This is a genomic window from Actinocrispum wychmicini (assembly GCF_004345645.1).
GTDB lineage: Bacteria > Actinomycetota > Actinomycetes > Mycobacteriales > Pseudonocardiaceae > Kibdelosporangium > Kibdelosporangium wychmicini.
The window spans coordinates 1-23,174 of sequence record NZ_SLWS01000006.1 but is presented as its reverse complement, the minus strand read 5'-3'; the positions used below and the strand labels follow the sequence as shown (position 1 = coordinate 23,174).

Annotated in this window: 23 protein-coding genes and 1 pseudogene; 12 read left to right on the top strand and 12 right to left on the bottom strand. The window is 68.6% G+C overall.

The genetic code is table 11. The features are described from left to right. Positions 1-59: 59 nt before the first annotated feature. Positions 60-725, bottom strand: a complete 666-nt coding sequence (locus tag EV192_RS26160; RefSeq protein ID WP_132119931.1) for a TetR/AcrR family transcriptional regulator — start codon at positions 723-725, stop codon at positions 60-62. 45 nt (positions 726-770) lie between these two features. Between EV192_RS26160 and EV192_RS26155 the strand changes: the two genes are divergently transcribed. Next, positions 771-1,904, top strand: coding sequence for an acyl-CoA dehydrogenase family protein (locus EV192_RS26155; protein WP_132119929.1), 1,134 nt, complete (start codon positions 771-773; stop codon positions 1,902-1,904). On the opposite strand, the gene EV192_RS26150 is transcribed toward EV192_RS26155, so the two are convergent. Then, a complete protein-coding gene (locus tag EV192_RS26150; protein ID WP_341770899.1) occupies positions 1,885-3,345 on the bottom strand; it encodes an alpha/beta hydrolase in 1,461 nt (486 codons plus the stop codon). The two genes, EV192_RS26155 and EV192_RS26150, sit on opposite strands and share 20 nt — an antisense overlap. 295 nt (positions 3,346-3,640) lie before the next feature. Here EV192_RS26150 and EV192_RS54045 point away from each other — a divergent pair, with 295 nt between their 5' ends. The 5 genes from EV192_RS54045 (at position 3,641) to EV192_RS26130 (ending at position 6,060) form a co-directional block, all read left to right on the top strand. Next, positions 3,641-3,802 carry a hypothetical protein gene (locus EV192_RS54045; protein ID WP_165960615.1) on the top strand — a complete coding sequence of 54 codons (162 nt, stop codon included), beginning with the start codon at positions 3,641-3,643 and terminating at the stop codon, positions 3,800-3,802. 174 nt (positions 3,803-3,976) lie between these two features. Continuing rightward, positions 3,977-4,471, top strand: coding sequence for a helix-turn-helix transcriptional regulator (locus EV192_RS26145; RefSeq protein WP_132119927.1), 495 nt, complete (start codon positions 3,977-3,979; stop codon positions 4,469-4,471). Positions 4,472-4,513: 42 nt separating this feature from the next. After that, positions 4,514-5,296: a lytic transglycosylase domain-containing protein gene (locus tag EV192_RS26140; protein ID WP_424923384.1), complete on the top strand. Its 783-nt coding sequence runs from the start codon at positions 4,514-4,516 to the stop codon at positions 5,294-5,296. A 63-nt stretch (positions 5,297-5,359) separates the two neighbouring features. Beyond that, positions 5,360-5,710, top strand: coding sequence for a hypothetical protein (locus EV192_RS26135; RefSeq protein ID WP_424923383.1), 351 nt, complete (start codon positions 5,360-5,362; stop codon positions 5,708-5,710). After that, positions 5,710-6,060 carry a DUF3817 domain-containing protein gene (locus EV192_RS26130; RefSeq protein WP_132119923.1) on the top strand — a complete coding sequence of 117 codons (351 nt, stop codon included), beginning with the start codon at positions 5,710-5,712 and terminating at the stop codon, positions 6,058-6,060. Before EV192_RS26135 ends, EV192_RS26130 begins: the two co-directional genes overlap by 1 nt. On the opposite strand, the gene EV192_RS26125 is transcribed toward EV192_RS26130, so the two are convergent. The 6 genes and pseudogenes from EV192_RS26125 to EV192_RS26105 form a co-directional block, all read right to left on the bottom strand. Further along, positions 6,044-6,910, bottom strand: a complete 867-nt coding sequence (locus EV192_RS26125) for a spermidine synthase (RefSeq protein ID WP_132119921.1) — start codon at positions 6,908-6,910, stop codon at positions 6,044-6,046. The genes EV192_RS26130 and EV192_RS26125 overlap by 17 nt on opposite strands. Next, positions 6,907-7,299, bottom strand: coding sequence for an adenosylmethionine decarboxylase (gene speD, locus EV192_RS56010; protein WP_243727151.1), 393 nt, complete (start codon positions 7,297-7,299; stop codon positions 6,907-6,909). Before speD ends, EV192_RS26125 begins: the two co-directional genes overlap by 4 nt. A gap of 60 nt (positions 7,300-7,359) precedes the next feature. Continuing rightward, positions 7,360-8,439 (bottom strand): annotated as a pseudogene (locus tag EV192_RS26120) (type III PLP-dependent enzyme); the annotation flags it as partial. 31 nt (positions 8,440-8,470) lie between these two features. Continuing rightward, complete coding sequence (locus tag EV192_RS26115; protein ID WP_132119917.1) at positions 8,471-9,721, bottom strand: cytochrome P450; 1,251 nt, start codon at positions 9,719-9,721, stop codon at positions 8,471-8,473. 54 nt (positions 9,722-9,775) lie between these two features. After that, entirely contained in the window at positions 9,776-10,234 is a 459-nt protein-coding gene (locus EV192_RS26110; protein WP_132119915.1) for a flavin reductase family protein, read from the bottom strand. Beyond that, positions 10,231-10,701: an NADPH-dependent FMN reductase gene (locus EV192_RS26105; RefSeq protein ID WP_132119913.1), complete on the bottom strand. Its 471-nt coding sequence runs from the start codon at positions 10,699-10,701 to the stop codon at positions 10,231-10,233. The genes EV192_RS26110 and EV192_RS26105 overlap by 4 nt, the downstream gene beginning before the upstream one ends. 100 nt (positions 10,702-10,801) lie before the next feature. On the opposite strand from EV192_RS26105, the gene EV192_RS26100 reads away from it, so the two are divergent. Next, the gene (locus EV192_RS26100) at positions 10,802-12,109 is read left to right on the top strand and encodes an MFS transporter (protein WP_132119911.1); all 1,308 of its coding nucleotides are present in this window, start codon (positions 10,802-10,804) and stop codon (positions 12,107-12,109) included. After that, positions 12,066-13,412, top strand: a complete 1,347-nt coding sequence (locus EV192_RS26095) for a pyridoxal phosphate-dependent decarboxylase family protein (protein ID WP_165960671.1) — start codon at positions 12,066-12,068, stop codon at positions 13,410-13,412. Before EV192_RS26100 ends, EV192_RS26095 begins: the two co-directional genes overlap by 44 nt. Here EV192_RS26095 and EV192_RS26090 read toward each other — a convergent pair. From EV192_RS26090 to EV192_RS26080, 3 genes are read right to left on the bottom strand one after another with little or no spacing between them, the layout of a single operon-like run. Then, the gene (locus tag EV192_RS26090) at positions 13,403-14,251 is read right to left on the bottom strand and encodes a class I SAM-dependent methyltransferase (protein ID WP_243727086.1); all 849 of its coding nucleotides are present in this window, start codon (positions 14,249-14,251) and stop codon (positions 13,403-13,405) included. The two genes, EV192_RS26095 and EV192_RS26090, sit on opposite strands and share 10 nt — an antisense overlap. A 49-nt stretch (positions 14,252-14,300) precedes the next feature. Beyond that, complete coding sequence (locus tag EV192_RS26085; protein ID WP_132119905.1) at positions 14,301-15,869, bottom strand: solute symporter family protein; 1,569 nt, start codon at positions 15,867-15,869, stop codon at positions 14,301-14,303. Then, positions 15,866-16,264 (bottom strand): DUF485 domain-containing protein, encoded by a 399-nt coding sequence (locus EV192_RS26080; protein WP_132119902.1) that lies wholly within the window; start codon positions 16,262-16,264, stop codon positions 15,866-15,868. The genes EV192_RS26085 and EV192_RS26080 overlap by 4 nt, the downstream gene beginning before the upstream one ends. Positions 16,265-16,699: 435 nt before the next feature. Here EV192_RS26080 and EV192_RS26075 point away from each other — a divergent pair, with 435 nt between their 5' ends. Genes EV192_RS26075 through EV192_RS26060 form a run of 4 tightly spaced genes read left to right on the top strand, consistent with a single transcriptional unit; the run spans position 16,700 to position 21,166 of the window. Then, positions 16,700-19,603 carry a sensor histidine kinase gene (locus EV192_RS26075; protein WP_165960614.1) on the top strand — a complete coding sequence of 968 codons (2,904 nt, stop codon included), beginning with the start codon at positions 16,700-16,702 and terminating at the stop codon, positions 19,601-19,603. Beyond that, on the top strand, positions 19,600-20,067 hold the full coding sequence (locus EV192_RS26070; RefSeq protein ID WP_132119898.1) for a roadblock/LC7 domain-containing protein: 468 nt from the start codon (positions 19,600-19,602) through the stop codon (positions 20,065-20,067). Before EV192_RS26075 ends, EV192_RS26070 begins: the two co-directional genes overlap by 4 nt. Positions 20,068-20,073: 6 nt before the next feature. Beyond that, the gene (locus tag EV192_RS26065) at positions 20,074-20,574 is read left to right on the top strand and encodes a DUF742 domain-containing protein (RefSeq protein ID WP_132119897.1); all 501 of its coding nucleotides are present in this window, start codon (positions 20,074-20,076) and stop codon (positions 20,572-20,574) included. A 28-nt stretch (positions 20,575-20,602) separates the two neighbouring features. After that, entirely contained in the window at positions 20,603-21,166 is a 564-nt protein-coding gene (locus EV192_RS26060; RefSeq protein ID WP_132121382.1) for a GTP-binding protein, read from the top strand. A 396-nt stretch (positions 21,167-21,562) separates the two neighbouring features. On the opposite strand, the gene EV192_RS26055 is transcribed toward EV192_RS26060, so the two are convergent. Further along, positions 21,563-22,792 (bottom strand): HNH endonuclease signature motif containing protein, encoded by a 1,230-nt coding sequence (locus EV192_RS26055; protein ID WP_132119895.1) that lies wholly within the window; start codon positions 22,790-22,792, stop codon positions 21,563-21,565. Between the last annotated feature and the right edge of the window lie 382 nt (positions 22,793-23,174).

Sequence of the window (23,174 nt, the reverse complement as noted above, 5' to 3'; positions counted from 1 at the left end):
ATCCTGCCATCACGGAACGCACTCGTGTGATTTTTCGACCGAGGCGTCATAACTCGGTCCTAACGCTCTCTTAGTCCTTGTTGACCGGCTCGAGCGAGGGCCGAGCCGGTCAACATCGCCGTCGCCATCGCCTTCCATTCGTCCAGCAGACGGGCGCGCCGGTCGGGGTCGCCGCCGATCATGGCGTCGAGCGCGAGGCCGCGGGTGACGTTCAAGGTCAGCCAGAACAGGGTCTCCAGGCGGTCCGCGGGCAGGTCCTCGCCGGCTGCCGCGCGGTAGAGGTCGAGGGTCGACCGAGCCAACGCCCGGTCCACAGGCAGCATCGAGCGGCGCAGTTCCTCGTCGGTCCGGGCCGCCACCCACAGTTCGAGCGCGGCGGTGGAGAGCTTCCCGGAGAAGCCGCACCAGAGCAGGTCGATCGCCACGCCGACAGTTTCCGGGCCGGGCGGCAGCGTGATGCTCCCGGCGACCTCGTCCCGCAGCCGCTGCACCAGGTGCTCGACCGCCGCCGCCATCAGTTCGGCCTTGGTGGTGAAGTGGTGTTGCTGGGCACCTCGGGACAGGCCGGCGCGGCGGCAGATCTCGTGCACGGTGGTGCCCGAGTAGCCCAGTTCGACCAGGCAGTCGATGGTCGCGTCGAGCAGCGCCTCGCGGGTGCGCTCCCGGCGTTCGCGCTGGGTTCGGTGGGTCACGCCGACGTACTTTACATGCAGTCCTGAACGCATGTACCTTCCAGACGGATTGTTTTCCCATCGGGGAGAGGGCTCGACATGACGTGGCTGGACGAGGACCTGACCGCCTTCCGGGAGCTGGCCCGCTCGTTCTGCGAGAAGGAGCTCAGTCCGCACCAGGAGCGGTGGGCCGAGGCCAAGCAGGTCGACCGCGAGCTGTGGAACAAGGCCGGCGCGGTGGGTCTGCTGTGCCTGAGCATCCCCGAGGAGTACGGCGGCGGTGGCGGCACGTTCGCCCATGAGGCCGTGCTGCTGCAGGAGCAGGCCAGGGCGCAGGACGACGCGTGGGGGGTGGCCGTCCACAATGGAATCGTCGCGCACTACGTCCGGGCGTACGGCACCGAGGAGCAGAAGCTGCGCTGGCTGCCCAAGATGGCCAGCGGCGAGCTGGTCGCGGCGATCGCGATGACCGAGCCCGGCACCGGGTCGGACCTGCAGAGCATCAAGACCAAGGCGATCCGCACCGGCGACACGTACGTGGTGAACGGCGCCAAGACGTTCATCACCAACGGCGCCCAGGCCGGCCTGGTCATCGTCGCGGCCAAGACCAACCCGGAGGAGAAGGCGTCCGGCGTGTCCCTGGTCGTGGTGGAGACCGAGGGGACACCGGGGTTCCGGCGCGGCCGGGTGCTCGACAAGATCGGCATGAAGGGCCAGGACACGGCGGAGCTGTTCTTCGACAACGTCACGGTCCCGGCCGAGAACCTGCTCGGCGGCCAGGAGGGCCAGGGCTTCGTCCAGCTGATGCGGCAGCTGCCCCAGGAGCGCCTGCTCATCGCCGTGACCGCGGTGGCCGCCATGGACCTGGTGGTGCGGCAGACGATCCAGTACACCCGCGAGCGGGAGGCGTTCGGCCGGCCGATCTTCGGCTTCCAGAACACCAAGTTCGTGCTGGCCGACGCGGCCACCGAGGTGGCGGTGAGCAAGGCCTTCCTGGACCAGTGCGTCGACCGCCACCTCAAGGGCGAACTCGACGTGACCGGGGCCGCCATGGCGAAGATGTGGACCACCGAGCGGCTCGGCAAGGTCGTCGACTCCTGCCTGCAGTTGTTCGGCGGCTACGGCTTCATGAACGAGTACCCGATCGCGAAGGCGTGGACCGCCGCGCGCGTGCAGCGGATCTTCGGCGGCACAACGGAGATCATGAAGGAGATCATCGCCCGGACCCTGTGAACGGCTTGTGATTGGGCTGGCACAGGGCGTTCTTCGGTGGCAGATGCCCGCCGAGGAAGTAGCTGTCCACGGCCGCGTCCACGCACGCGCTCTTGCCCAGCGACCCGTGTCCGAACGTGTCCAGGGCCAGCAGCCGGGCGTTGCCCAGCAGCCGTTCGGTCCGCCGCGCGCCTTCGTACGGCGTCTCCGGGTCGCCCTGTTTGTTGCTGAGCAACAGGATCGGCTTCGTCGGCCGGTTCCACGGGCCGCGGTAGACGTCCGGGTCACTGGCCGGCCAAGTGGCGCACGGGATCGTGATGTACGTGTCGCGCTTGCCGAAGCCGCGGACTTCCTGGTCCGCCCGCGCGGCGGCACGCGGCCACGCCGACTGGTCGGTCGGGTTGACCGTGTCCTCGCACACCGTCGCGCCGCCGCCCAGCAACGAGTCGACCTGGGTCGGGATCGATGTCGGAGTCGGCGTTGCGGCTTTGGCCTGGACGGTTGTCGGGTTCGCCAGCGCGTGCAGGAGTGCGGCGAGCTTCGGCGAGTCGTCCGCGTCGGTCAGGTAGCTGTGCACTCGGTTGAGCGCGCTCTGGTACGTGAACGTCTCCGGGGCGCCGGTGTCCGGGTCGGTGACGGTGACCGGGCCTTGTTCGAGCCGGTCGAGAATCTGGTCGAAGTCGATCCCGCAGTCGCACGCGGCGACGAAGCCGTCGAGCGCCCGCTGGGCGTCCTTGTAGCCGCCGAGGCGGACGCTGAGCGGGATGCCGGCGTCCTGCGGCCGGTACCCGGTGGCCCAGTTGACCGGGTCGTCGACCGCGTCCAACGTCATCGACCCGACCCGTTGCGGGAACAGGTTCGCGTACTGCTCACCGAGGACAGTCCCGTACGACAGGCCGTAGTAGCGGAGTTTCGGCTCCCCTATGGCCGCCCGTATCCGGTCGAGATCGCGGGCGACATTCGCCGTCGAGAGATGCCCGAGGAGCGGTCCCGCATTCCTCGCGCACATATCCGTTACGGCGCGGGCATCCTGGAGGTACGCGGGGATGTCCGCGTCCTTGGCGGGGAACGTGCCGAAGACCCGGCCCAGCGGAGCCAGGTCGGACGGATCGTTGAAGCACTGGACGGTCGTGCTGGCGCCGACGCCGCGCGGGTCGAAGCCGACGATGTCGAAACGTTCGTGGATCGTGGGTGTCAGCGGCGGCGCGAACCGCCCGGAAGCGCCTGGCCCACCAGGGTTGTAGAAGATCGTGCCGATCTTGTGCCGCTGGTCGGTCGCGGGCAGCAGGCTCAGCGCGAGTTGGATCTTCGGCCCGCCTGGATCCCGGTACGACATGGGTACCTGAAAACTGGCACACCGGTACGCGGTATGGCCGGAATCGCAGTCACCCCAGGTGATCCCCGGCGGCGAGGCCGGCAGGACCAAGGCCGCGGCGAGCGCGGCGACAGTGAACATAACCATGGGTGAAGACTGGTGCCGCGGGTTCGGATGATCACTGGGAGCCGCCCCCGACTTCTCGGTGGGGCTGGCCCGACCCCTGTCCGTTCTGGGGCATGTATGCGTTGTTGTGCGTATCCGGTCAGTTGGTCGCTGTCCATCTGACGGGCGGACACTAAAGAGTGATTACAGGGCGTGTTTGGCTGTGCTGGATCGAGGTGCCCCCGTAGAGTGAGACCAGCCAGCGCGGGTACTGGCCGGGCCGGGTCTTGTCGGGCGGCGAGCCCTGGCGGGGGAGCGAGCGGATGGAGTCGAGTCGGTGAACGTCAAGAAGATAGTTCTGCTGGCAGTGGTCGCACTGCTGGTGTTCTACCTGGTCACCCAACCCCAGCAGTCGGCCAACGCGGTGCACAGCGTGCTCGGGTGGCTCAAGGACGGCGCGGACGCCGTCATCACGTTTGTCAAGAGCCTGTTCGCTTAGTGACACAGCGTGGCAGTTCCTGCCGCTGGGTCATCCATATTGGACCGACCGGGTGGATTGTTGAGAAAAAGTCCAGGTGGCGAGATTGATGAAGGTTCTCCTCTAGCGGCCGGACCGCACGCCACCCTACGGTCTTCGGCAACGAGCTGATCATCGCCCCCGAAGGAGGCACGGATGGTCGACGACCACGGGGTCGACGCACTGGTCCGGCAGTGGACACAGGAGCGGTCGAACGACGCGGAAGCGGAGGAGATCAGTCGGATAGCCTCAACCTGGCTGGCCGAGGGGCCGACCACCGTTTCCTCACCAGGGATCCCGGGTCAGCGTTCCAAGGGCGGGGCGAAGTCGTGGGTGGCCGTGCAGTCGGCCGACCCCGTCTACCTGGACGCGATGCGCCGGCGCCTGCCGGACGTCCCGCTCGAGCTGCTGTCCGCCGCCGCCGGCTACTGGCAGATGGTCGGTGGGCTGGCCGAGGCCGAGCAGTGGTGGGACGCCGGCATCAGCCCGCTCGACCAGCGGGCGCTGGACTACCGGGCGGCCGGTCTGGTCCCGTCCGACCTGAGCCGCCGGCTCGGCCCGCTCACGGTCCTGGAGCACCTGCGGCGGGGCAGCGCGCCCGCATGGTGTGTGGCGCGGTTGCAGCGGCAGCGCAAGGACGGCGTCGCCTGATCGAGAACGTAACGGGCGCGCGCTCTGGTCGTTGACATACCTGTGCGAGGGCGAGGGCTGTTCGGCAGGTTGCTGCTGGTCGTGCTGGTTTTGGCGGCTGCGGGCGGTGGCGTCTGGCTGCTGAGCTCGACGTCCGCGCCGGCCGCCGGCCCGGTCACCACCGAGATCCCGGCTCTGCAGGTGCAGCCCGCGCAGGTGCAGCCGGGTGCGGTGGCGCCGGCCAGCGAGGTCATCCCGCAGGGCACCGCTCAGGGCAAGGACCCGTTGGTGGCGTGGGCGGACCGTGTGGCCAAAGTCACTGGGGTCCCCGCGCGGGCCTTGGTCGCGTACGGCAACGCCGAACTCGTGCTGCGATCGACCACGCCGAGCTGTCACGTGTCGTGGGCGACGCTGGCCGGGATCGGCCGGATCGAGTCGAACCACGGGCAGTTCGGCGGGGCCGTGCTCGGTGCCGACGGGCGGCCGTCCAAGCCCATCGTCGGCGTTCCGCTGGACGGATCCGTGGGTGTGCAAAGGATCGGGGACACGGACAGGGGCCAGTACGACGGCGACCCCACGCTGGACCGCGCGGTCGGCCCGATGCAGTTCATTCCGTCGACCTGGGCCAAGTGGGCGTCGGACGGCAACGGCGACGGCCGTGGCGACCCGCAGCAGATCGACGACGCGGCCCTCGCCGCGGCCCGGTACCTGTGCGCCGGCGGGCGCGATCTGGCGACGGCGTCCGGCTGGTGGGCCGGTGTGCTGTCGTACAACAACTCCGAGACGTACGGCCAGAAGGTCTTCGGCCTGGCCGACGGGTACGCCCGCGACGCCCAGCACGCGTGAACGAACACGGTCTCGTCGCTGGGTGACCGGTGTCACTCAGCACCCTGGTGTTAGCGTCAGGCCGTGCGCGGCGACCGGGCAATGGCTCGCAGGTGGCTGATTGTGGCGACCTGTGTCGTCAGCCTGCTCGGTGCCTGTGCGCTCGCGTGGTGGCAGTGGAACCGGTACGAGTCCGCGAGCGGCACCTGGCAGAACCTCGGATACGTGCTGCAGTGGCCCCTGTTCGGGCTGTTCCCGGCGTTCATGGTCTGGCGGGTCAAACGACTCAAGGAGCGGCAGGCGGAGCAGGTTCGGGCGGAACCCGCGCCGCCGCCGCGACGGCCGCAACCACCACCCGTGGCGCACGAGGACGACGACGAGTTGGCCGCGTACAACCGGTACCTGGCCGAGCTGAACGCGAAGGACGCCACCTGATGACCGCCCCAGAACCTGTGATCAACGACGTAAGCCCCGGCCTGAAGGGCGCGCTCACCCGCTACCGGGTGTTCGCGTACATCGTCGGCGTGGGTCTGCTCGCCCTGTGCGCCGGGATGATCCTGGAGTACGGCTTCCAGCAGAAGCAGTTCGTCGCCATCGTCGCCCCGGCGCACGGGTTCCTCTACGTCGTGTACCTGGTCATCACGGTCGACCTCGGCCTGAAGGTCCGCTGGCCGATCGTGAAGACCGGGCTGATCCTGCTCGCCGGCATGGTCCCGTTCGTGTCCTTCGTCGCCGAACGGAAGGTCACCCACGAGTTGGCCCCGAAGGTCACCTCCGCAGGCTGATCGGCGGCACTGTCGAGCCGCGCAGGGTCAGCGCGTCGATCGTCTCCGGGCGGTACGGCAGCGTTTCCAGGCGCGCGACCATGGTCTCCAGCGGTGATTCCAGCACTGTGCCGATGCTCGACCCTGCAAGCAGGTCTTCGGCGCCGAAGAAGAACGCCCACTCGTGCTCGTCCGAGCCAAAGTACACCGGGGTCGTGAACGTGTCCTCGAACCGCCGCCAGCATTTCACCAGCGTCGAGTTGCGCCACAGCGTCGGGCAGCCACCCTGGTACGCGACCACTCCGCCCGGTGCGAGCAAACCCTTGCACAGCTGAAGGAACTCGGTGCCGTACAAGCGGTTGTGCTGGGCGTCGGTGCCATCCTGCTCGTCCGGCAGGTCGACCAGGACGATGTCGTACTTCTCAGTGGCGGTGCGGATGAACTCCCAACCGTCGGTGTAGTGCACCCGGATCGGGCCTTCGCCGCGTTCCGCCTGGGCCAGTTCGTCGGTCGTGTAGCCGTACGGCAGGTGCTGTGCGCACAACTTCACGGCCTGGGTGTCGATGTCCACGTGGTCGACGACCGAGGCGCCCGCGGCCACCGAGATCTGGCTGACCACGCCCTCGCTGGACCCGACCACCAGCACCCGGTCCACCCACGCGGCCAGCAGGAGGGCCGGCACGAGCAGGGCCTCGTGGTAGACGAGTTGGCTGTCCTCGGTGCTCTGCCGTTCGTTGTCGCAGAACAGCGAGACGCCCTGGGCGGTCTTGCCGATCACCACGTGCTGGTACTCGGTGTGGGTGTCGGCGATCACGTCCGAGACCTGCCACACGCGGGTCAGGCCGGCGCCGACCGGCTCTTCGATGTTCAACGGTCTTCCTGTCCTCTGTGGATCGTGTTGGTGATTGCCACACTCGCCCCGAGCATGTCCCGCAACAGTTGCACGGCGAGCTCCGGGTCCGCACGCCGGCCGCACGTGAAGACGTCCACGAACACCGAGCCGCGTTCCGGGTACGAGTGGATCGAAGCGTGCGACTCGGACAGCAGTGCGAGCACCGTCACACCCTGCGGTTCGAACTGTTTGAACGTCATGTCGCACACGGTCGCGCCGGCCTTGTCGAGCGCTCGTTCCAGGCTTTCGCACAGGAAGGCCGCGTCGTTCAGCAACTTCGGCGAGACGCCGGAGAACTCGGCGAGCACGTGCCGTCCGGCGAACTCGCCGACCTCGTCGGGTTCACCGCCGACGAAGTACGTCTTCAGCGGCGGGAAGCCGTTGAACGACACCGAGGAGTAGCTCTGCGTATAGGCGCCGGTGCTGAGGATGTCCACGTAGTCACCGGCTCGCAACGCCAGCGGCAGCCGGTACGGGGTTCGTTGGTACAGCACGTCGTCGCCGTCGCAGGTGGGGCCGGCGATGATCGCCGGGCCGTCCGGGGTGCCGTCGTGGGCGGTCGCGAGCCGGTACGCGATCGCCTCGTTCTCGGTCTCCGCCATCCCGCCGTAGCGCCCGATGTCCAGGTACACCCAGCGCCGCTCGTCGGTGTCGGCCTTCCGGGACACCAGGACGACCTCGCTGCGGATCACGCCCGCGTCGGCCACCAGTGCCCGGCCCGGCTCGAACGCCAGGTCCGGCGGCACCGCGAAGTGCCGGCCGACGGACTCCCGGATGGCCGACACGTACGCCGAAAGCGGCAACGGCTCGTCCCGGTACCTGCCGGGCAGGCCGCCGCCGATGTTGAGGCCACGCAACAAAACCCCGCGTTCGGCGACCGCGCGGGTGACCTCGGCCGCGGCGGCGATCCCGGCGTCCCATGCGTGCGGGTCAAGATGCTGGGAGCCGACGTGAAACGCGACACCCTCCGGGTCGAGCCCGAGTTCGGCCGCGCGCACGAGCAGTTCGACGGCCATGTCGGGGACACATCCGAACTTCTGGCCGAACGGTGTCCGCGAGCCGGAGCTGTCCACCAGGATCCGGCACGACACCGTGGATCCAGGCGCGTGCTCGGCCAGGTTCGCCAGGTCCGCCGCGCTGTCGAAGGTGAACCGGCGCACCCCGACCTTGAACGCGAACAGCACGTCCCGGGCCTTCTTCACGGTGTTGCCGTAGGAGATCGTCTCCGGGCGCGCGCCCTGGTCGAGGCACAGTTCGATCTCCTCGCGGCCGGCCACGTCGAAGCCGGCGCCGGCGCGGGCCAGCTGCCTGACGATCTCCGGCGCGGGATTCGCCTTGACCGCGTAGTAGAGCCGGGCCTCCGGCAGCGCTTCCCGCAGCCTGGTATGGCTTTCCCGCACCGTGTCGAGATCTATCACCAGGCACGGGGTCGGGGGTCTGCGGTCGTCCAGGAACGCTCGGCCGCGTTCCGGCGCCTGCGGGAGGGCGTCGATCACAGCCGGCAGCATAGGTCCAGACCCGGCGCCGGCTGAAATCCCCTTACGAGTTCTTTGTCACCACCGCCGGCAGTCCGCCACGAGGTCGCATGGTCGTGACGCCACTGGGGACGACCGGCCCTGGCGCGGTCTTGATGCCGACCCGGGCGAGCAACCGGGCCAGCATGACGGTCAGCTCGGTGGTGGCGAGTGTCGCCCCGACGCAGCGGTGCGGCCCGCCGCCGAACGGAAGAAACTCGTGCGGCGCGGGCTTGGCGGTCTCCCAGCGTTCCGGCAGGAACCGGTCGGGCTCGGGCCAGATCTCGGCGAGCCGGTGGGTCACGTACGGGCTGTAGAACACCTGCCGGCCGGCCTTGATCCGGTGGCCCTCGAAGGTGAAGTCCTCGGCGGGCACCCGCACGCTCAGCCAGGCCGGCGGCCACATCCGCAACGACTCCTGGATGACGCCGCGCAGGTAGACCAGGTCGGGCAGGTCCTCGGCGGTCGGCGCCCGGTCGCCCAGGACGCGGTCCACTTCGGCCTTGGCGGTGTCCCAGGTGCCTTCGTTGGCCAGCAGGGCGTGCACGGTCCACGACATCGCGGCGCTGGTCGTCTCGAAGCTGGCCGCGATCAGCCCGATCACCTGGTCCCGGATCTCCACGTCGCTGAGATCGCTGGCGACCAGCGCGCCGAGCACCCGCCCGTCCTCGTCGCCGGTGTTCCGCAGTCGCCTGATCTCCGCGAGAATTTGCTGGTCGGTGGCTTCCTTCCCGGCCATCGCCCGGCGCCACGACGGTGTCCTGAACCGCCGGTGCGTGTTCACCACGGCCGGCAGCCGGTCGATGAGCGTCATCATCGGCTCCAGCTGCTCGCCGAACTCGTCCGCCCGCGCGCCGATCCTGGCGCCGAACAACGACTGAACGTTCATCCGCCGCAGGGCGCGCCGAAACTCCCCGTAGAGGTCCAGTTCCCGGCCGGACTCCCAGCCGTCGATCATCCGGTCCGAGTCGGCGGCCAGGATCGCCAGGTACTCGTTGACGTGCCGGTGGTGGAACGCGGGCTGGACCAGACGCCGTCGCCGGGTGTGGTCGGCACCGTCACTGACGATCATCGACGTGGTCCCGACCACGGGTTTCAGCAGCTCGAAAGCGTCGCTCCAGCGGAACAGCCCGGGGTTGGTGATCACGAACCGGTTGGCGTCCGGTCCGAGCAGGTAGGTGTACGGCCCGAGGCGGAACACCGGCCCGCGCCGTCGGTACGCTTCGACCAGACCGTCAAAACGGTTGCGCGCCAACGCTCTCACCAAGTTCAGCACCTGGCGAACATAGCCCGGGTCAAGACCGGCGGGACCGGCCTTTCGGGCAGCCACTCAGGCGACCGACGTGTACCTTCCCTGAAACCGGAGCAACGGCCGCGGCGGCGCCTGGTGCTCGATCGCGACCGGGTCGCCGATCAGCAGGATGTGGTCGCCCACACCGACCCGGCGCACGGTCCGGCAGCGCAGCCGCACCGGGCTGTCCAACAGGTTCGGCAGACCGTCCACATCGGACTCCCAGCGGGTGTCCCGGCCGAACCGGTCGGCGTTGGTCCGTGCGAACAGATCCGCCAGGCTGGTCTGGTCGGCGTGCAGCAGATGCACCGCGAACCGGTCGGCGACCGACAACGCGGGGTATGCCGACGCGCCCGTCCCGATCCACAACCCGACCAGGGGTGGCTGCATGCTCACCGACCCGAACGAGCTGACCGTCAGCCCGACCGGCCCGGCGGCGGTGACCACCGTGACGGCGGCCGGATGCTGCCGCAGCGCCAGCCTGAGTTGCTCACTCACGACGTCTCCTTCAGCAGCTTGGCGACCTCCTGGGCGAGATCCCCGGCGAAGACGGACTCGTTCAGGAACAGCCCCGGCCCCGGCACGCTGAGCCCCAACTCGGCCAGCACCGGCTTCAGGTGCACCTCGACGGCCAACGCGTGTCTGTCGGCGGCGGCGACCATCAGCGGATACCCGGTGACACCCCGCAGCGACCCGGCGCCGAACCGGTCCAAGAACGCCTTCAGCAGGCCTGTGTAGCTTGCCTTGTATGTCGGCGACGCGACCACCAGGACATCCACCCCCTTGACGTCCTCGACGGCCTGGGCCACCCGTTCGCTCCCGTAGTCGAACAGCTCACCGGCGAACTCGGCCAGGTCGATCACCGGCCCGGCCGTGCCGCCCAGGACGTCCCGAACCGCCAATGCGGCCCGGAGCGTGCGGGACCCGGCCCGCGGATTGCCGACGACTACCCCGACAACGGTCATGTCCACGAGCATGTAAACCCCCACCCCGGCAGTCAATCATTCCGCGCCGCGGTCCACGGTCTGAGACACTTACACCCCCACCGGAATAGGAATCCACACGATGGCTCCCGTCACGCGCGCCCGGCGAGCGGGCTACAGCACCGGGTCCTTGGTCACGGGAGCTTTCGGCACTGTGCCCGGTCTGCTGCTCCTCCCGTATCTCACCGACACCCTCGGCATTCCCGCCGCCACCGCGGGGCTGCTCGTGCTGTTCCCGAAGGCATGGGACGTGCTCCTCAACCCCGTCGCCGGCCGGATCAGCGACCGGGCCGGCCCGCGCCGCCCGTTCATTCTCCGCGGCGGCCTGATCGTGGGCGTCCTGTTCGCGCTGCTGTTCGCGTTCCCCGCGGCGGGCGCGGGGTACGTGGAGGTCGTGTTCCTGCTGTGCGCCACGGCGTACGCGTTCTACCAGGTGCCGTACGTGGCGATGCTGGCCGAGTTGACCACCGACTACCACGAACGAACGCGGCTCATGACGTGGCGGATGGCGGTCCTCGCGTTGACCATCCTCATCTGCGGTGCCGGCGCGCCGGCGTTGCGGGACGCGACCGGCGGCTACCAGGTCATGGGTATCGCTGTCGGCGTGTTGATCATGCTCGGCACGATCGCGGTGTTCGTCGGCACCCGAGGGGTGACTTTCCAGACCCAGGCCGACACAGGAGCCGGGTTCGGCGCGCTGGTGCGGGCGGTCCGTGACTCGCCGCGCTTCCGTCGCCTGCTGACCGCGTCCGTCCTCCAGGCCATCGGCGTCGGCACGGTCCTGGCCGGTGTCGAGTACATGTCACGGGTCGTGCTGGGGAACAAGAGCCTGCAGCCGTTGCTGTTCGTGGCGTTCGTCGCGCCCGCGATGATCGTGATGCCGTTCTGGCAACGACTCGCGGCCCGGCACGGTAAACGGGTCGGCTACCTCGTCGCCACGCTGATCTTCGCGGGCGCGCTGACCGTTTCGGTCCTGGCGCGGGTGGCCCCGCTCTGGGCGGTCATCCTGTTCGCCGGGATCACCGGCGTCGGGTACTCCGGCATCCAGGTGTTCCCCTTCGCGATGCTCGCGGACGTCACCACCGAGGAGGAAGAGCGCACCGGCGCGCGCCGCGCCGGGCTGTTCGCCGGGGTGTGGACCGCGGGAGAGACCCTGGCACTGGCGCTCGGCCCAGGGGTGTACGGTCTGGTTCTCGCCGCTGGCGGATACGTGTCCAGTACGGACGGGTCCGCGGTCCAGCCGGAGAGCGCGGTCGTCGCCGCACTGCTCGGGTTCACGATTGTGCCTGCACTGTTCGCCTTGGCCGCGGTGCCATTGCTGAACAGGAAACTGGAGGCCGCACGTGATACCAGTGGATCAGGTGCTGACCGAGCTCAGGAAGTTGCGTGAGCACGACCTGCCCACCCACGGCGGCCGCACGATGGCGTACGTCTACGACAGCGGGCTGGACGAACTCGACGACCTCGCCGCGCGGGCGCACGCGTTGGCCTCGTCGACCAACGGCCTTGACCCGACCGCGTTCCCCAGCCTGCTGCGGATGGAGAACGAGATCGTCGGGACCGCCGCGCGGCTGCTGAACGGCGGCGTCGGCCAGGTCACCTCGGGCGGCACCGAGTCGTGCATGCTCGCGGTCCTCGCCGCCCGCGGCGACGCTGAGCGACCGTCCATTGTGCTCCCGGTGACCGCGCACGCCGCGTTCCACAAAGCCGCGCACTACTTCGGGATTCGAACGATTCCGGTGCCGGTCGGCGCCGACTTCCGCGTCGACCCCGCCGACGTCCGGGCGGCCATCGACGACGACACGGTGTTGGTCGTCGCGAGCGCGCCCTCGTACGCACACGGCGTCGTCGACCCCGTGACGGACATCGCGGCCATCGCAGGTGACCGTGGCATCCGATGTCACGTCGACGCGTGCATCGGCGGTTGGGTGCTGCCGTACTTCGGCCGGCTCGGCGTGGAGTTCGAGCCGTTCGACTTCACCGTACCCGGTGTCACGAGCATCTCGGTCGACCTGCACAAGTACGCGTACTGTCCAAAAGGGACATCGGTGTTGCTGCACGCCTCCTCGGAACTCCGTCGTACGCAGTATTTCGCGAGCGCGGCATGGCCCGGCTACACGATGCTCAACTCGACCATGCAGTCGACGCGCTCCGGCGGCCCGATCGCGGCGGCGTGGGCGGTCCTGCGGCACGTCGGCGACGAGGGATACCTGGAGTTGGCCCGGCGCACCTTGTGTGCCGTCCGGGCGTTGCGGATCGGCATCGACGACCTCGGCCTGCGGGTCCTCGGCGACCCGGTGTCCACGCTGCTCGCAGTCACCTCACCGGATGTGGACCCGTTCGCGCTCGCCGACAAGATGCGGGCGCGTGGCTGGTACGTGCAGCCCCAGTTCGCGTTCCAGAACTCCCCGACGAACCTGCACCTGACCGTGACTGCGGCCAACCACGGCAACGAAAACCTGTTCCTGGACGCCTTGCGGGAGTCGCTGGCGGACACCGCGCCGGTCGCCGTCGACACGTCCATTCTGGATGGTCTGGATCCGGAAACCCTGACCGCGGAACAGTTCGACGCGTTGATGGGGGCGGTCGACATGTCCGCCGGGATGGCCGCGGTGAACACGTTGCTCGAAGCCGCTCCCGCGAAGCTGCGGGAGCGGCTGCTGATCGAGTTCCTCGGCCGGCTCTATTCCTGACCGGGCCGGCGCGCCTGGACGAGCCACGCGGACGAGCGGTAGACCACTCCTTCGTCGGTCAGCCGGTTCGCCAGGTCCGCCCGCAGGTCCGCGGCGGCCTTGGCCCTGCCCTCGTCGTCCAGGTCCGTCATGAACCCGCTGTAGTGGTCGAGCAGGTAGTCGGCGGCGTCTTCGACGTCCTCGCCGTAGTACATCGGCGCGGTCATCCCGGTCACAGTGACCTCGGTGAACCCGGCCGACGTGAGCAGGTCCGTGACCGTGCCGGGGTCGCTCAGCGAGAACGGGGTCGGCCCGTGCGACGGGATCGGCGGGAGTTTGCCGCCGGACAGCACGTCGCGGAACGTCCGGATCCACTCGTTGTCGTCGTACGGCCCCCACACCATCAGCACCAACCGCCCGCCCGGCCGCGTGGCCCGAGCGATGTTCGTGAAGGCGGCCTGCCGGTCGCCGAAGAACATCACGCCGTTGCGGCTCACGACCAGGTCGAACCGGGCGTCCGGGAAACTGTGGACCTGGGCGTCGACCTGCTCGAACGTGACGTTCGCCAACCCCTCCTCGGCGGTCCGCCGCCGGGCCAGGTCGATCATCTGCGACGACAGGTCGACACCGAGCGCGGTCCCGCTCGACGCCCGCCTGGCCGCCTCCCGGGTCGTGATCCCGCTGCCGCAGCCGATGTCCAGCACATGTTCGTCCGGCTTGATCGCGGCGGCGTCGAAAAGCCTGTCCCAGTAGCCGGCGACCCCGCGGTCGAGCCGCTCGGCCCGCCGCACCCACAGGTCGCCGCTCGCGCCGTCCCAGGACTTCAACTGGTCGTTGTTGGACGGATCGATACGTACCACTGACTCCCCCGAATGTCCGCTACGGATGCCCCCAGCACCACCCTACCCGTCACGAACCGATTCCGGTCAGCGAACGGACCTCCATCTCGGCCTGCTTGCGTTTCTCGCCACGGTCCCGGCTGAGGACCGTGCCCAGGAAACCGAGCACAAAGGACAGTGGGATCGACACGATTCCCGGGTTGCTCAACGGGAACACGGCGAAGTCGACACCGGGAAGGATCGACGTGGGGGTGCCGGACACCACCGGGGACAGGCACACCAGCACCAGGCACGAGACCAGGCCGCCGTACATCCCCCACAGCGTGCCGCGGGTGTTGAACCGGCGCCAGAACAGCGAATAGAGCAAAGTGGACAGATTCGCCGATCCTGCGAACGCGAACGCCAGCCCGACAAGGAAGGCGACGTTCTGGCCGTTCGCCAGGATCCCGCCGGCGATGGCCAGGGCGCCGACGAGCACGGCGGTCAGCCGCGCCACCCGGACCTCGGCCGCGGGATCGGTCCGGCCGTTGCGGAAGATGTTGGCGTACACGTCATGCGCGAACGACGCCGCCGCGGTCAATGTCAGCCCCGCGACCACAGCCAGGATCGTGGCGAACGCGACCGCGGACACGACACCGAGCAGCAAAGTGCCACCGATCTCGTACGCCAGCAGCGGCGCGGCCGAGTTCTCCCCGCCGGTCGCGGCCAGGATCCGCTCGGATCCGACCAGGGCGGACGCGCCGTAGCCGATGATGAGCGTGGCCAGGTAGAACACGGTCATCGTGCACACCGCCCAGATCACCGAGCGACGGGCCTGCACCGCGTTGGGCACGGTGTAGAACCGCATCAGCACGTGCGGCAGCCCGGCCGCGCCCAGCACGAGGGCCAGGGCGAGGGACACGAAGTCGAGCTTGCTGGTCGGGCTCTGGCCGAACATCCCGCCGGGGGCGAGCACGTGGTCGCCGCGGACGTTGTTGTGCGCGGCCTGGTCGAGCAGCGCGGTGAAGTCGAACCCGAACTTGCCGAGCAGGAACACGCTCATCAGCACCGCGCACACCACCAGGATCGCGGCCTTGATGATCTGCACCCACGTGGTCCCGCGCATGCCGCCGACCAGCACGTACAGCATCATCACCACACCGACGACGCCGATCACGACCGACTGTCCGGTCCGGTCGCGGACGTCCAGCAGGAGCGCGACCACGCTGCCCGCGCCGGCCATCTGGGCGAGCATGTAGAAGAACGAGATGACCAGGGTGGACGTGGCCGCGGCGGCGCGCACCGGCCGGGCCCGCATCCGGTAGCTGAGCACGTCGCCCATGGTGAACCGGCCGGTGTTGCGGACCAGTTCGGCGATCAGCAGCAGGTTCACCAGCCACGCGACCAGGAACCCGATGGAGTACAGGAACCCGTCGTACCCGTGGATCGCGATGGCCCCGGCGATGCCCAGGAACGACGCGGCGGACAGGAAGTCGCCGGACAGCGCGAGGCCGTTCTTGCCGCCGCCGAACGCGGCGCCCGCGGTGAAGTAGTCCGCGGCCGAGCCCTTGCGGCGGTTCACCTTGGTCACGATCACCAGCGTGACCAGCACGAACGCGCCGAACACGACCATGTTGAGCGCGGGGCTGCCTACGCTCATCGCGAGCCTCCCGCCGCTGCGTGGTTCTGTTCGACGTCCACGGCGATCACCTGGGGATCGATCCGCCGGCGCGCGTACCACCGGTACCACAACGTGATCAGCACGGTGCTGGCGAACTGGCCCAGCCCGAGCAGCAGGCCGACGTTCACCGAGCCGACCACGCGGCGGCCCATGAAGTCGGTCGCGTACGCGGCGAGCACCACGAAACTCAGGTACCAGACGAGGAACAGCAGGCTTACCGGGAACACGAACCGCCGGAGTCGGGAACGCAGTTCCGTGAATTCCCGACTCTCTTGTATCCGGATGAAGTCAGGTCCGTCCTCAGGGTCTTTTTCGATGGTTTCCGTGATTGTTCCGAAGCTGGCCGATGGGGTTCGGCCGGACCAGTGCGTCATATGTACCTTCCCGGTACGGGGATCGGCCTGATCACTACATCGGCCACGTCCGGGCAACGCCTTGAGGGGTAGTCGTCACACTTACGAGTGAACATAGCCGTTGCACTGCGTGGACCTGTCGCACCTGTGTGAACTGGGTGTTCACAGCCGGTGATCGCATCACGACGAGTGACTTTTTGGGTTTCGGCGACCGTGTCCGAGTTTTGTCGCCGGCCAAACTTCACCCGATCGTGGAATAAAGTCCTGATTCACACCTGCCCAAGGTAGCAAAATCGTCACCCCCGCAAACAGGCCCATTGATTGATCGTTTTCCTGATGTACAGTCGGGGCTCCCCACCACGGCTAGAGCGCGAATTGATCGGCGGACAATCGGCCGAGGACGTGAAGATCCACCAGGTCGGCATCGATACAGCGCGCATTGGGAGTGTTTTGACAGTGAGCAGCACAGCACGGGCGCGGCTGTTCCGTTGGCGGGACTGGCGCGTGCGCACGAAGCTCGCCGCGGTCACGCTGGTCCCGTTGATGTTCGCCGTCGCCGTCGGCGTCGCGCAGATCCACGACCAGGTGGCGCGGGCCGAGTCGTTCGACCGGGTGGACCGGCTGGTGGCACTGGCCGACCAGGTGCGCAGGACCATCGGCGGCCTGCAGGCCGAGCGGGCCGAGTCCGCCCACCTGCTGACCGGCGCCTCGGGCCCGGCCGACATCGGCACCGAACTGCACCAGGAGTTCCAGGCCACGGACACGGCGTGGAACGCGATGAGCAAGGCGGCCGGGGTGGTGTCGTTCGCGATGCCGGCCACGGCCACCCGGGCCACCGAGGTGTCCGCGTTGCCGCCTCAGCTGTCGCGCCTGCGTGGCGAGGTCACCGACCGCGAACTGGACGGCCGCGCCGCGCAGACCAGGTACACCGAGCTGGTCGCCGTGCTGCTGGGCTTCGACCGGGCGTTGGCCGGCGAGATCGCCGACCCCGAGCTGTCCGCGGCCGCGAACGCGCTGCACGACGTCCAGCTGGCCGGTGAGGAGATCTACCTCCAGCAGGCCCTGGTCGCGACCGGCCTGGCCCGGGGCTCCCTGTCCGTGGCGGACCTCGGCGCGGTGCGCGACTCGGTGGCCCGGCTGACCGCCCGGATGGCGGACTTCCGTGCCGTGGCCGCCCCGGACCAACAGGCGCTCTACGACCGCACGGTCGGCATGGACGCCACCGCCGGCCGGGACCGTCTGCTCGACCAGATCCTGGCGCAGCCGACCACCCGGCCGGCCGGCCCGGTGGTCGACCCGACCGACTGGAAGACCGGCTCCGACCTGGTCACCGGCCTGGTGGCCACCTTCACCCAGGCCGTCGGCCGGCAACTGGGCGACCAGGCGGACAGCCTGAAGAACGCCGCCAGCGACACCGCCGGCGTCATCGCGGTGGTGCTGTTCGCCGCCCTGCTCCTCGCGGCGGCGGTGATGATCCTGATCGGCCGTCAGCTGGTGGGTTCGCTGCGGGTGTTGCGGCGCAGCGCGCTGGAGGTCGCCGACCACAAGCTGCCGGACGCGGTCGCGGGGCTCCGGGCCGGCGCGCTGATCCCGCCCGAGGTCGCGCCGGTCGCGGTGACCACCCAGGACGAGCTGGGCCAGGTCGCGCGGGCGTTCGACGCCGTGCAGGACCAGGCGCTGCGGCTGGCGGCCGAGCAGGCGCACCTGCGGGCCAGCTACGGCGACGTGTTCGTCAACCTGTCCCGGCGCAGCCAGGGGCTCGTCCAGCGCCAGCTGCACCTGCTGGACCGGCTGGAGCGCGACGAGGAGGACCCCGACCAGCTGGCCAAGCTGTTCCAGCTGGACCACCTCGCCACCCGGATGCGGCGCAACAACGAGAACCTGATGGTGCTGTCGGCCGGCAGCGAGCTGGCCATGCGCGCGGGCCGGCCGGTGCCGCTGGCCGACCTGCTGCGCGCGGCCGTGTCCGAGATCGAGCAGTACCAACGGGTGTCGGTGCAGCCGCCGCCCGATCTGACCGTGCTCGGCTACGCGGCCAGGGACCTGGTCCGGCTGACCGCCGAACTGCTGGACAACGCGACCCAGTTCTCCGCGCCGGAGACCCGGGTGACCATCGCCAGCCGGCTGGCCGACGACGGGACCGTCGCGGTGGACGTGCTGGACACCGGCATCGGCATGCGGGACGAGGAGATCGCGGAGGTCAACGCGCGGCTCGCCGACGGCGGCCATCTCGACGCCTCGGCGTCCCGCCGGATGGGCCTGTTCGTGGTCGGCCGGCTCGCCGGCCGGCACCACGTGCGGGTGGAACTGCACGGCGGCAAGGACATCGCCGGGATCCGGGCCACCGTGACCATCCCGGCCGACCTGCTGGCCGGCCAGCCGGACGAACCCCACGTCAACGGCCACAGCGGTACCGTCGAAGACCCGTTCGGCGGGCCGCGGCTCGGCCAGGTGGACCTGGTGCGGCGGATGGGCGACTCGGTCCCGGTGACCAGGATGGAGCTGTCCGCCCCGCAGGCGGGGGTGCGCGGCGACCTGTTCGCCAACGTGCAGGCGGACACCGGCTGGTGGGAGCCGGCCACGCCACCACCGCCCGCGGAACGCGGAATCCACGAGACCACCCCGATCTTCGACGAGATGATCTCCGCCTGGTTCACCGCGGACAAACCGGAAGCGCCGACCGAGACGTGGGAGTTCGCCGCGGACAAGGGTTTCGAGGCGGCCCAGGCGGTCACAGAGGTCCCGCTCGGCGTCACCGCGGCCGGGCTACCACAGCGCGTGCCGAAGGAAAAGCTCGTCCCTGGCAGCGTTTCCGCGCCGCCACCACCGCCGGTTGAACCAGTCGGCCAGCGCGACGCGGAGGTCACCAGGGAACGCCTCGGCGGCCTGCAGCGCGGCCTGTTGCGGGCCCGTGGTCCGGTCGAGGACGTGCCGGCCACGCCGGCCGAGATCGGTTTCCTGGCAGCGGAATCAGCCGCGAAGTCCCCCGAAGGTGTCACGCCGGCGGGCTTGCCGCAGCGCGTTCCCCGGGAGAAGCTCGTACCGGGGAGCATCACCCCGCCGCCCGGCTTCGGCGAGGGCCTGGTGCGCGGTGAGCGTGGGGCAGAGGAAGTTCGGGGCCGGTTGGACGAACTCTCGCGCGGATTGACCAACGGCCGGCGGGATCTAGGCCGTGTCTCGACGTCCCCGTCCGCGATAGCCGGGCCGGATGCGGTCCCTGACGCCGCCGCCGGCACACCCAAAGACAACCAGTATTCGCGGCGTCCCGGCGGCGACGCCAGGAACCGCACCGATCCCGACTCTCATCGAACGGGGACGTCGAGACACGACCTAGCCGAGAACGGACAGGAGTCTTCATGAGCGCCCCCCAAACCCCACACCAGTTCGGCTGGTTGGTCAACGACTTCGCCGACCGCGTCGCCGGGGTCGCGCACGCGGTCGTCGTGTCCGCGGACGGGCTGCTGCTCACCTCGTCGGAGCGGCTGCCGATGGACCGTGCCGACCAACTCGCCGCGGTGTCCTCCGGCTTGGTGAGCCTCACCCAGGGCGCGGCGAGATGTTTCGCCGGCGGCACGGTGAAGGAGACCGTGGTCGAGATGGAACGGGGCGTGCTGCTGCTGATGTCGATCAGTGACGGCTCGTCCCTCGCGGTGTTGGCGTCGCCCGTGTGTGACATCGGCCAGATCGCGTACGAGATGACCATGCTGGTCGACCGGGTCGGCCAGATGCTCACCCCCGAGCTTCGCGCGGCACTGCACGGATCGCGTGGAATGACCGGGCCCCCGGTGGGGGTGGGCAGGGGATCGGCGATGGACACACTGTGAGGGGCCATGACGATCCATGAGGACGCCCCACCGGGTCCGACCTTCGCCGACGTCCTCAACGGAGTGACCTTCGGTGCCCGGCCGGCCGAGGAACCGGCGCCGGCGACCAAACCGACGCCGAACCCGCGGACCGAGTCACCGCAGCCGGTGCTGGTCGAGATGCCCGACGACGACCCGGCGATGGTCCGTCCGTACGCGTGGACGGGCGGCCGCACCAAGCCGGAGAACGAGATCCGGGTGGAAGCGATGATCTCCACCCAGCCGGAGCTGGACGACTCGGCGCTGACCCAGGTGGAGCACTGTTCGATCGCCCGGCTGTGCCGCGTGCCGAAGTCGGTCGCGGAGATCTCGGCCGAGCTGGAGATTCCGTTGCAGGTAGCCAAGATCGTACTCGGGGACATGGTCGAGACCGGACTGGTCGTCGTCCACCGGACGACCGGCCTGTCCGGCGGTTCATCTCATCTACAGTTGATGGAAAGGGTGTTGGGTGGACTCCGCCGGCTTTGACTCCCCGCAGCAGGCAGTGATCCCGACCATGACGTCGGTGAAGATCGTGGTGGCAGGCGGCTTCGGCGCCGGGAAGACGACATTCGTCGGCTCGGTCTCCGAGATCACGCCGCTGACCACCGAGGCGGTGATGACCGAGGCCAGCGTGGGCGTGGACGACCTGGAAGCGTTGCCGGACAAGACGACCACCACGGTCGCCATGGACTTCGGCCGGGTCTCCCTGGACACCGACCTGATCCTGTACCTGTTCGGCACCCCGGGCCAGCAACGGTTCTGGTTCATGTGGGACGACCTGGTCCGCGGCGCGATCGGCGCGGTAGTCCTCGCCGACACCCGACGCCTGGCGGATTCCTTCTCCCCAGTGGACTTCTTCGAAGAGCGCGGCCTACCCTACATCGTCGGCGTGAACTGCTTCAACGGCGAACTGCACCACAAACTCGACGACGTCCGCGAAGCCCTCGCAGTGGACCCCCAAGTGCCGATCGTCCGATGCGACGCCCGCGACCGGGAATCCACCAAGCAAACCCTGATCACGTTGGTGGAGTACTCAGTGGAGCGCTGGATCGCGGCCAATGACATGGCCGTGCACTAGGTTCATGGGCTTTGACCAAAGATCTCGCTTGCCGTGGCATGTCGGTTTAAAGATTGTTCGCTCGCCGCTCGGGCAGGCCGCCAAGAAGGAGTTTCCTTTGTTGGGTGGTGCTGGTTTGGTTGTCTTTTGGTGGGGTCGTGGTGTCTCCTTCCCGTGTGGCCTGCCCAAGGGAATCACATCTGGCCCGTGGTGTCCGGCTTGGGTTTCGGTCCGTATCGCTCTCGCTGTGTGTCGGGTTGCGTGGGCGGACCGGACGGCTACCGTGGTTCGGACACCACGGGCCAGATGTGATTGGCTGCGCCCAGGCCACACGGGAAGGAGACACCACTCCAGCCACAGGTGTGCTGCGCGGGCACGCGCTTCGGCTTGCAGGGCGCACTTCCCCGGCGCAGCTGGTCATGCCGCGCTGGGTATGGGGGTGTGGATATGGTTGCGTCTCGGGGTTCGCGATGCGTCCACATAGGTTGGTGGGATGAACCATGGTCTCTCGTCGATCATCTTCACCGCCCAGTCGCTGTTGTGCACCAACCGGTGATGTTGGGGGCAGAGTAGCGCCATGTTGTCCATTGTGGTCGGTCCACCTTGTGCCCAGTGCGCGACATGGTGGGCGTCGCAGACGCTGCCTGGTCGTTCGCATCCGGGGAAGGCGCATCCTTTGTCTCGTAGGTAGAGTCCGCGTCGGATGTGGGCTGGGGCGGCATAGGCGGGGACGGCCACATCCAATGGTTTCGAATCGCCGTCGAGGACGGCGGGCAGGATGTGCGCATCGCAGGCGAGGCGGCGGGCTTCGCGGGCGGTCATTCGTGGGTCGCTGGAGAGCAGCACGTCGTCCAGGGACTGCTGTAGTTGTTCGAAGGAGATGGTGACGGCTACTTCGGTGCGCACTCCGTTGTGGGCGGGCACGTCCGGGCAGTTGGCGGCCATCCGCAGCACATCGGCGAAGGCGTCCCCGGCTCGTTCGGCGTACCCTCGGGTGTCGTTGCCTTCTGGGTGTGGCTTTTCGAAGGGCTTGAGTAGGTTTTCGAATAGTTGGGCTGATTCGAGGTCGAGGTGACCTTTGAACTCCATGCTGCCGTCTCGGCGGGTGTGCCTGCGCAGCATCCGCTCTGGCCGGGTCGGCTCTTCCTCCGGTGGTGGCGGCCCATCCGGGTCGACGATGTCGCGGACTCGGGCGCCGAATCGGAGTAGGGCTTTCGGGTCGTCTTCGGCGGCGCGGGTGAGCATGACGTGCTCGGCTGTGGCGCGTTGTTCGGCGTCCAGGTGCGGCAGGTCGGCGAGGGTTTTGCGGATGGCGTCCACGTGTTCGGAGTCGACTTCGCCGCGCGCCAACGCTTCGGCGGTCTGGGGCAGCGCTGGGTCGATCACCGACCCGGTCGGTGTGGTGGTGGCGTGGAGATCTGCGGCTTGGGCGAGTTGGTGGCGGGCTTCGGTGCGACTGAGCCGAGCAGTGTGCATGAGCAATGCGGCGGTGTTGCTGTAGCCGAGTTTGGTGGCGACGCCACGACTCTCCATCTCGGCTACGAGGCGGAGTTCTTCGGCGTATATTTGGCGTCGGCGTTGGACCACAGCGGTGTGGGCATCGACCAGCTCGGCATCGCTGGTCTGCCATAGCACTGTGGTGTCCATGCGGCAATTCTATCGAACTTCGAGGCTAGATGTGTTGGAGTATAAGTCTTTTAGCTATCAGCGAACAAAGAAACCAAGTCAAAGTAAGGGAATCCGCTCATCACGCCCAGGACCGTGAGCGTGAAGCAGCAACCGGGGCGTGAAGCCGGGCAGAGAACGTGAAGCGCAAGGAGCTGCAACGGAAAGGAGGAGGACGTCGCGGCGGACCTGCCGATCGGCCTGCTGGCTGTAGCGGCAAAGAGGCCTTAAGCGCGTGCCCGCGCAGCACACCTGTGGCTGGAGTGGGTTCTCCCTCCCGTGTGGCAGTGAGGATGGGGTTGCATCTGTGAGGATGTTGTTGGTGGTTGTTCCTGGCGTGGTCTGACTCGCTGTGTGGCTGGTT

Coding starts and splice junctions, on each gene's coding strand:
- EV192_RS26130 (WP_132119923.1), top strand. CDS start 5,710: ATGACCGCCCCAGAACCTGTGATCAACGACGTAAGCCCCGGCCTGAAG.
- EV192_RS26150 (WP_341770899.1), bottom strand. CDS start 3,345: ATGGTTATGTTCACTGTCGCCGCGCTCGCCGCGGCCTTGGTCCTGCCG.
- EV192_RS26100 (WP_132119911.1), top strand. CDS start 10,802: ATGGCTCCCGTCACGCGCGCCCGGCGAGCGGGCTACAGCACCGGGTCC.
- EV192_RS26070 (WP_132119898.1), top strand. CDS start 19,600: ATGAGCGCCCCCCAAACCCCACACCAGTTCGGCTGGTTGGTCAACGAC.
- EV192_RS26085 (WP_132119905.1), bottom strand. CDS start 15,869: ATGAGCGTAGGCAGCCCCGCGCTCAACATGGTCGTGTTCGGCGCGTTC.
- EV192_RS26060 (WP_132121382.1), top strand. CDS start 20,603: ATGACGTCGGTGAAGATCGTGGTGGCAGGCGGCTTCGGCGCCGGGAAG.
- EV192_RS26155 (WP_132119929.1), top strand. CDS start 771: ATGACGTGGCTGGACGAGGACCTGACCGCCTTCCGGGAGCTGGCCCGC.
- EV192_RS26160 (WP_132119931.1), bottom strand. CDS start 725: ATGCGTTCAGGACTGCATGTAAAGTACGTCGGCGTGACCCACCGAACC.
- EV192_RS26145 (WP_132119927.1), top strand. CDS start 3,977: ATGGTCGACGACCACGGGGTCGACGCACTGGTCCGGCAGTGGACACAG.
- EV192_RS26080 (WP_132119902.1), bottom strand. CDS start 16,264: ATGACGCACTGGTCCGGCCGAACCCCATCGGCCAGCTTCGGAACAATC.
- EV192_RS26105 (WP_132119913.1), bottom strand. CDS start 10,701: ATGACCGTTGTCGGGGTAGTCGTCGGCAATCCGCGGGCCGGGTCCCGC.
- EV192_RS26055 (WP_132119895.1), bottom strand. CDS start 22,792: ATGGACACCACAGTGCTATGGCAGACCAGCGATGCCGAGCTGGTCGAT.
- EV192_RS26065 (WP_132119897.1), top strand. CDS start 20,074: ATGACGATCCATGAGGACGCCCCACCGGGTCCGACCTTCGCCGACGTC.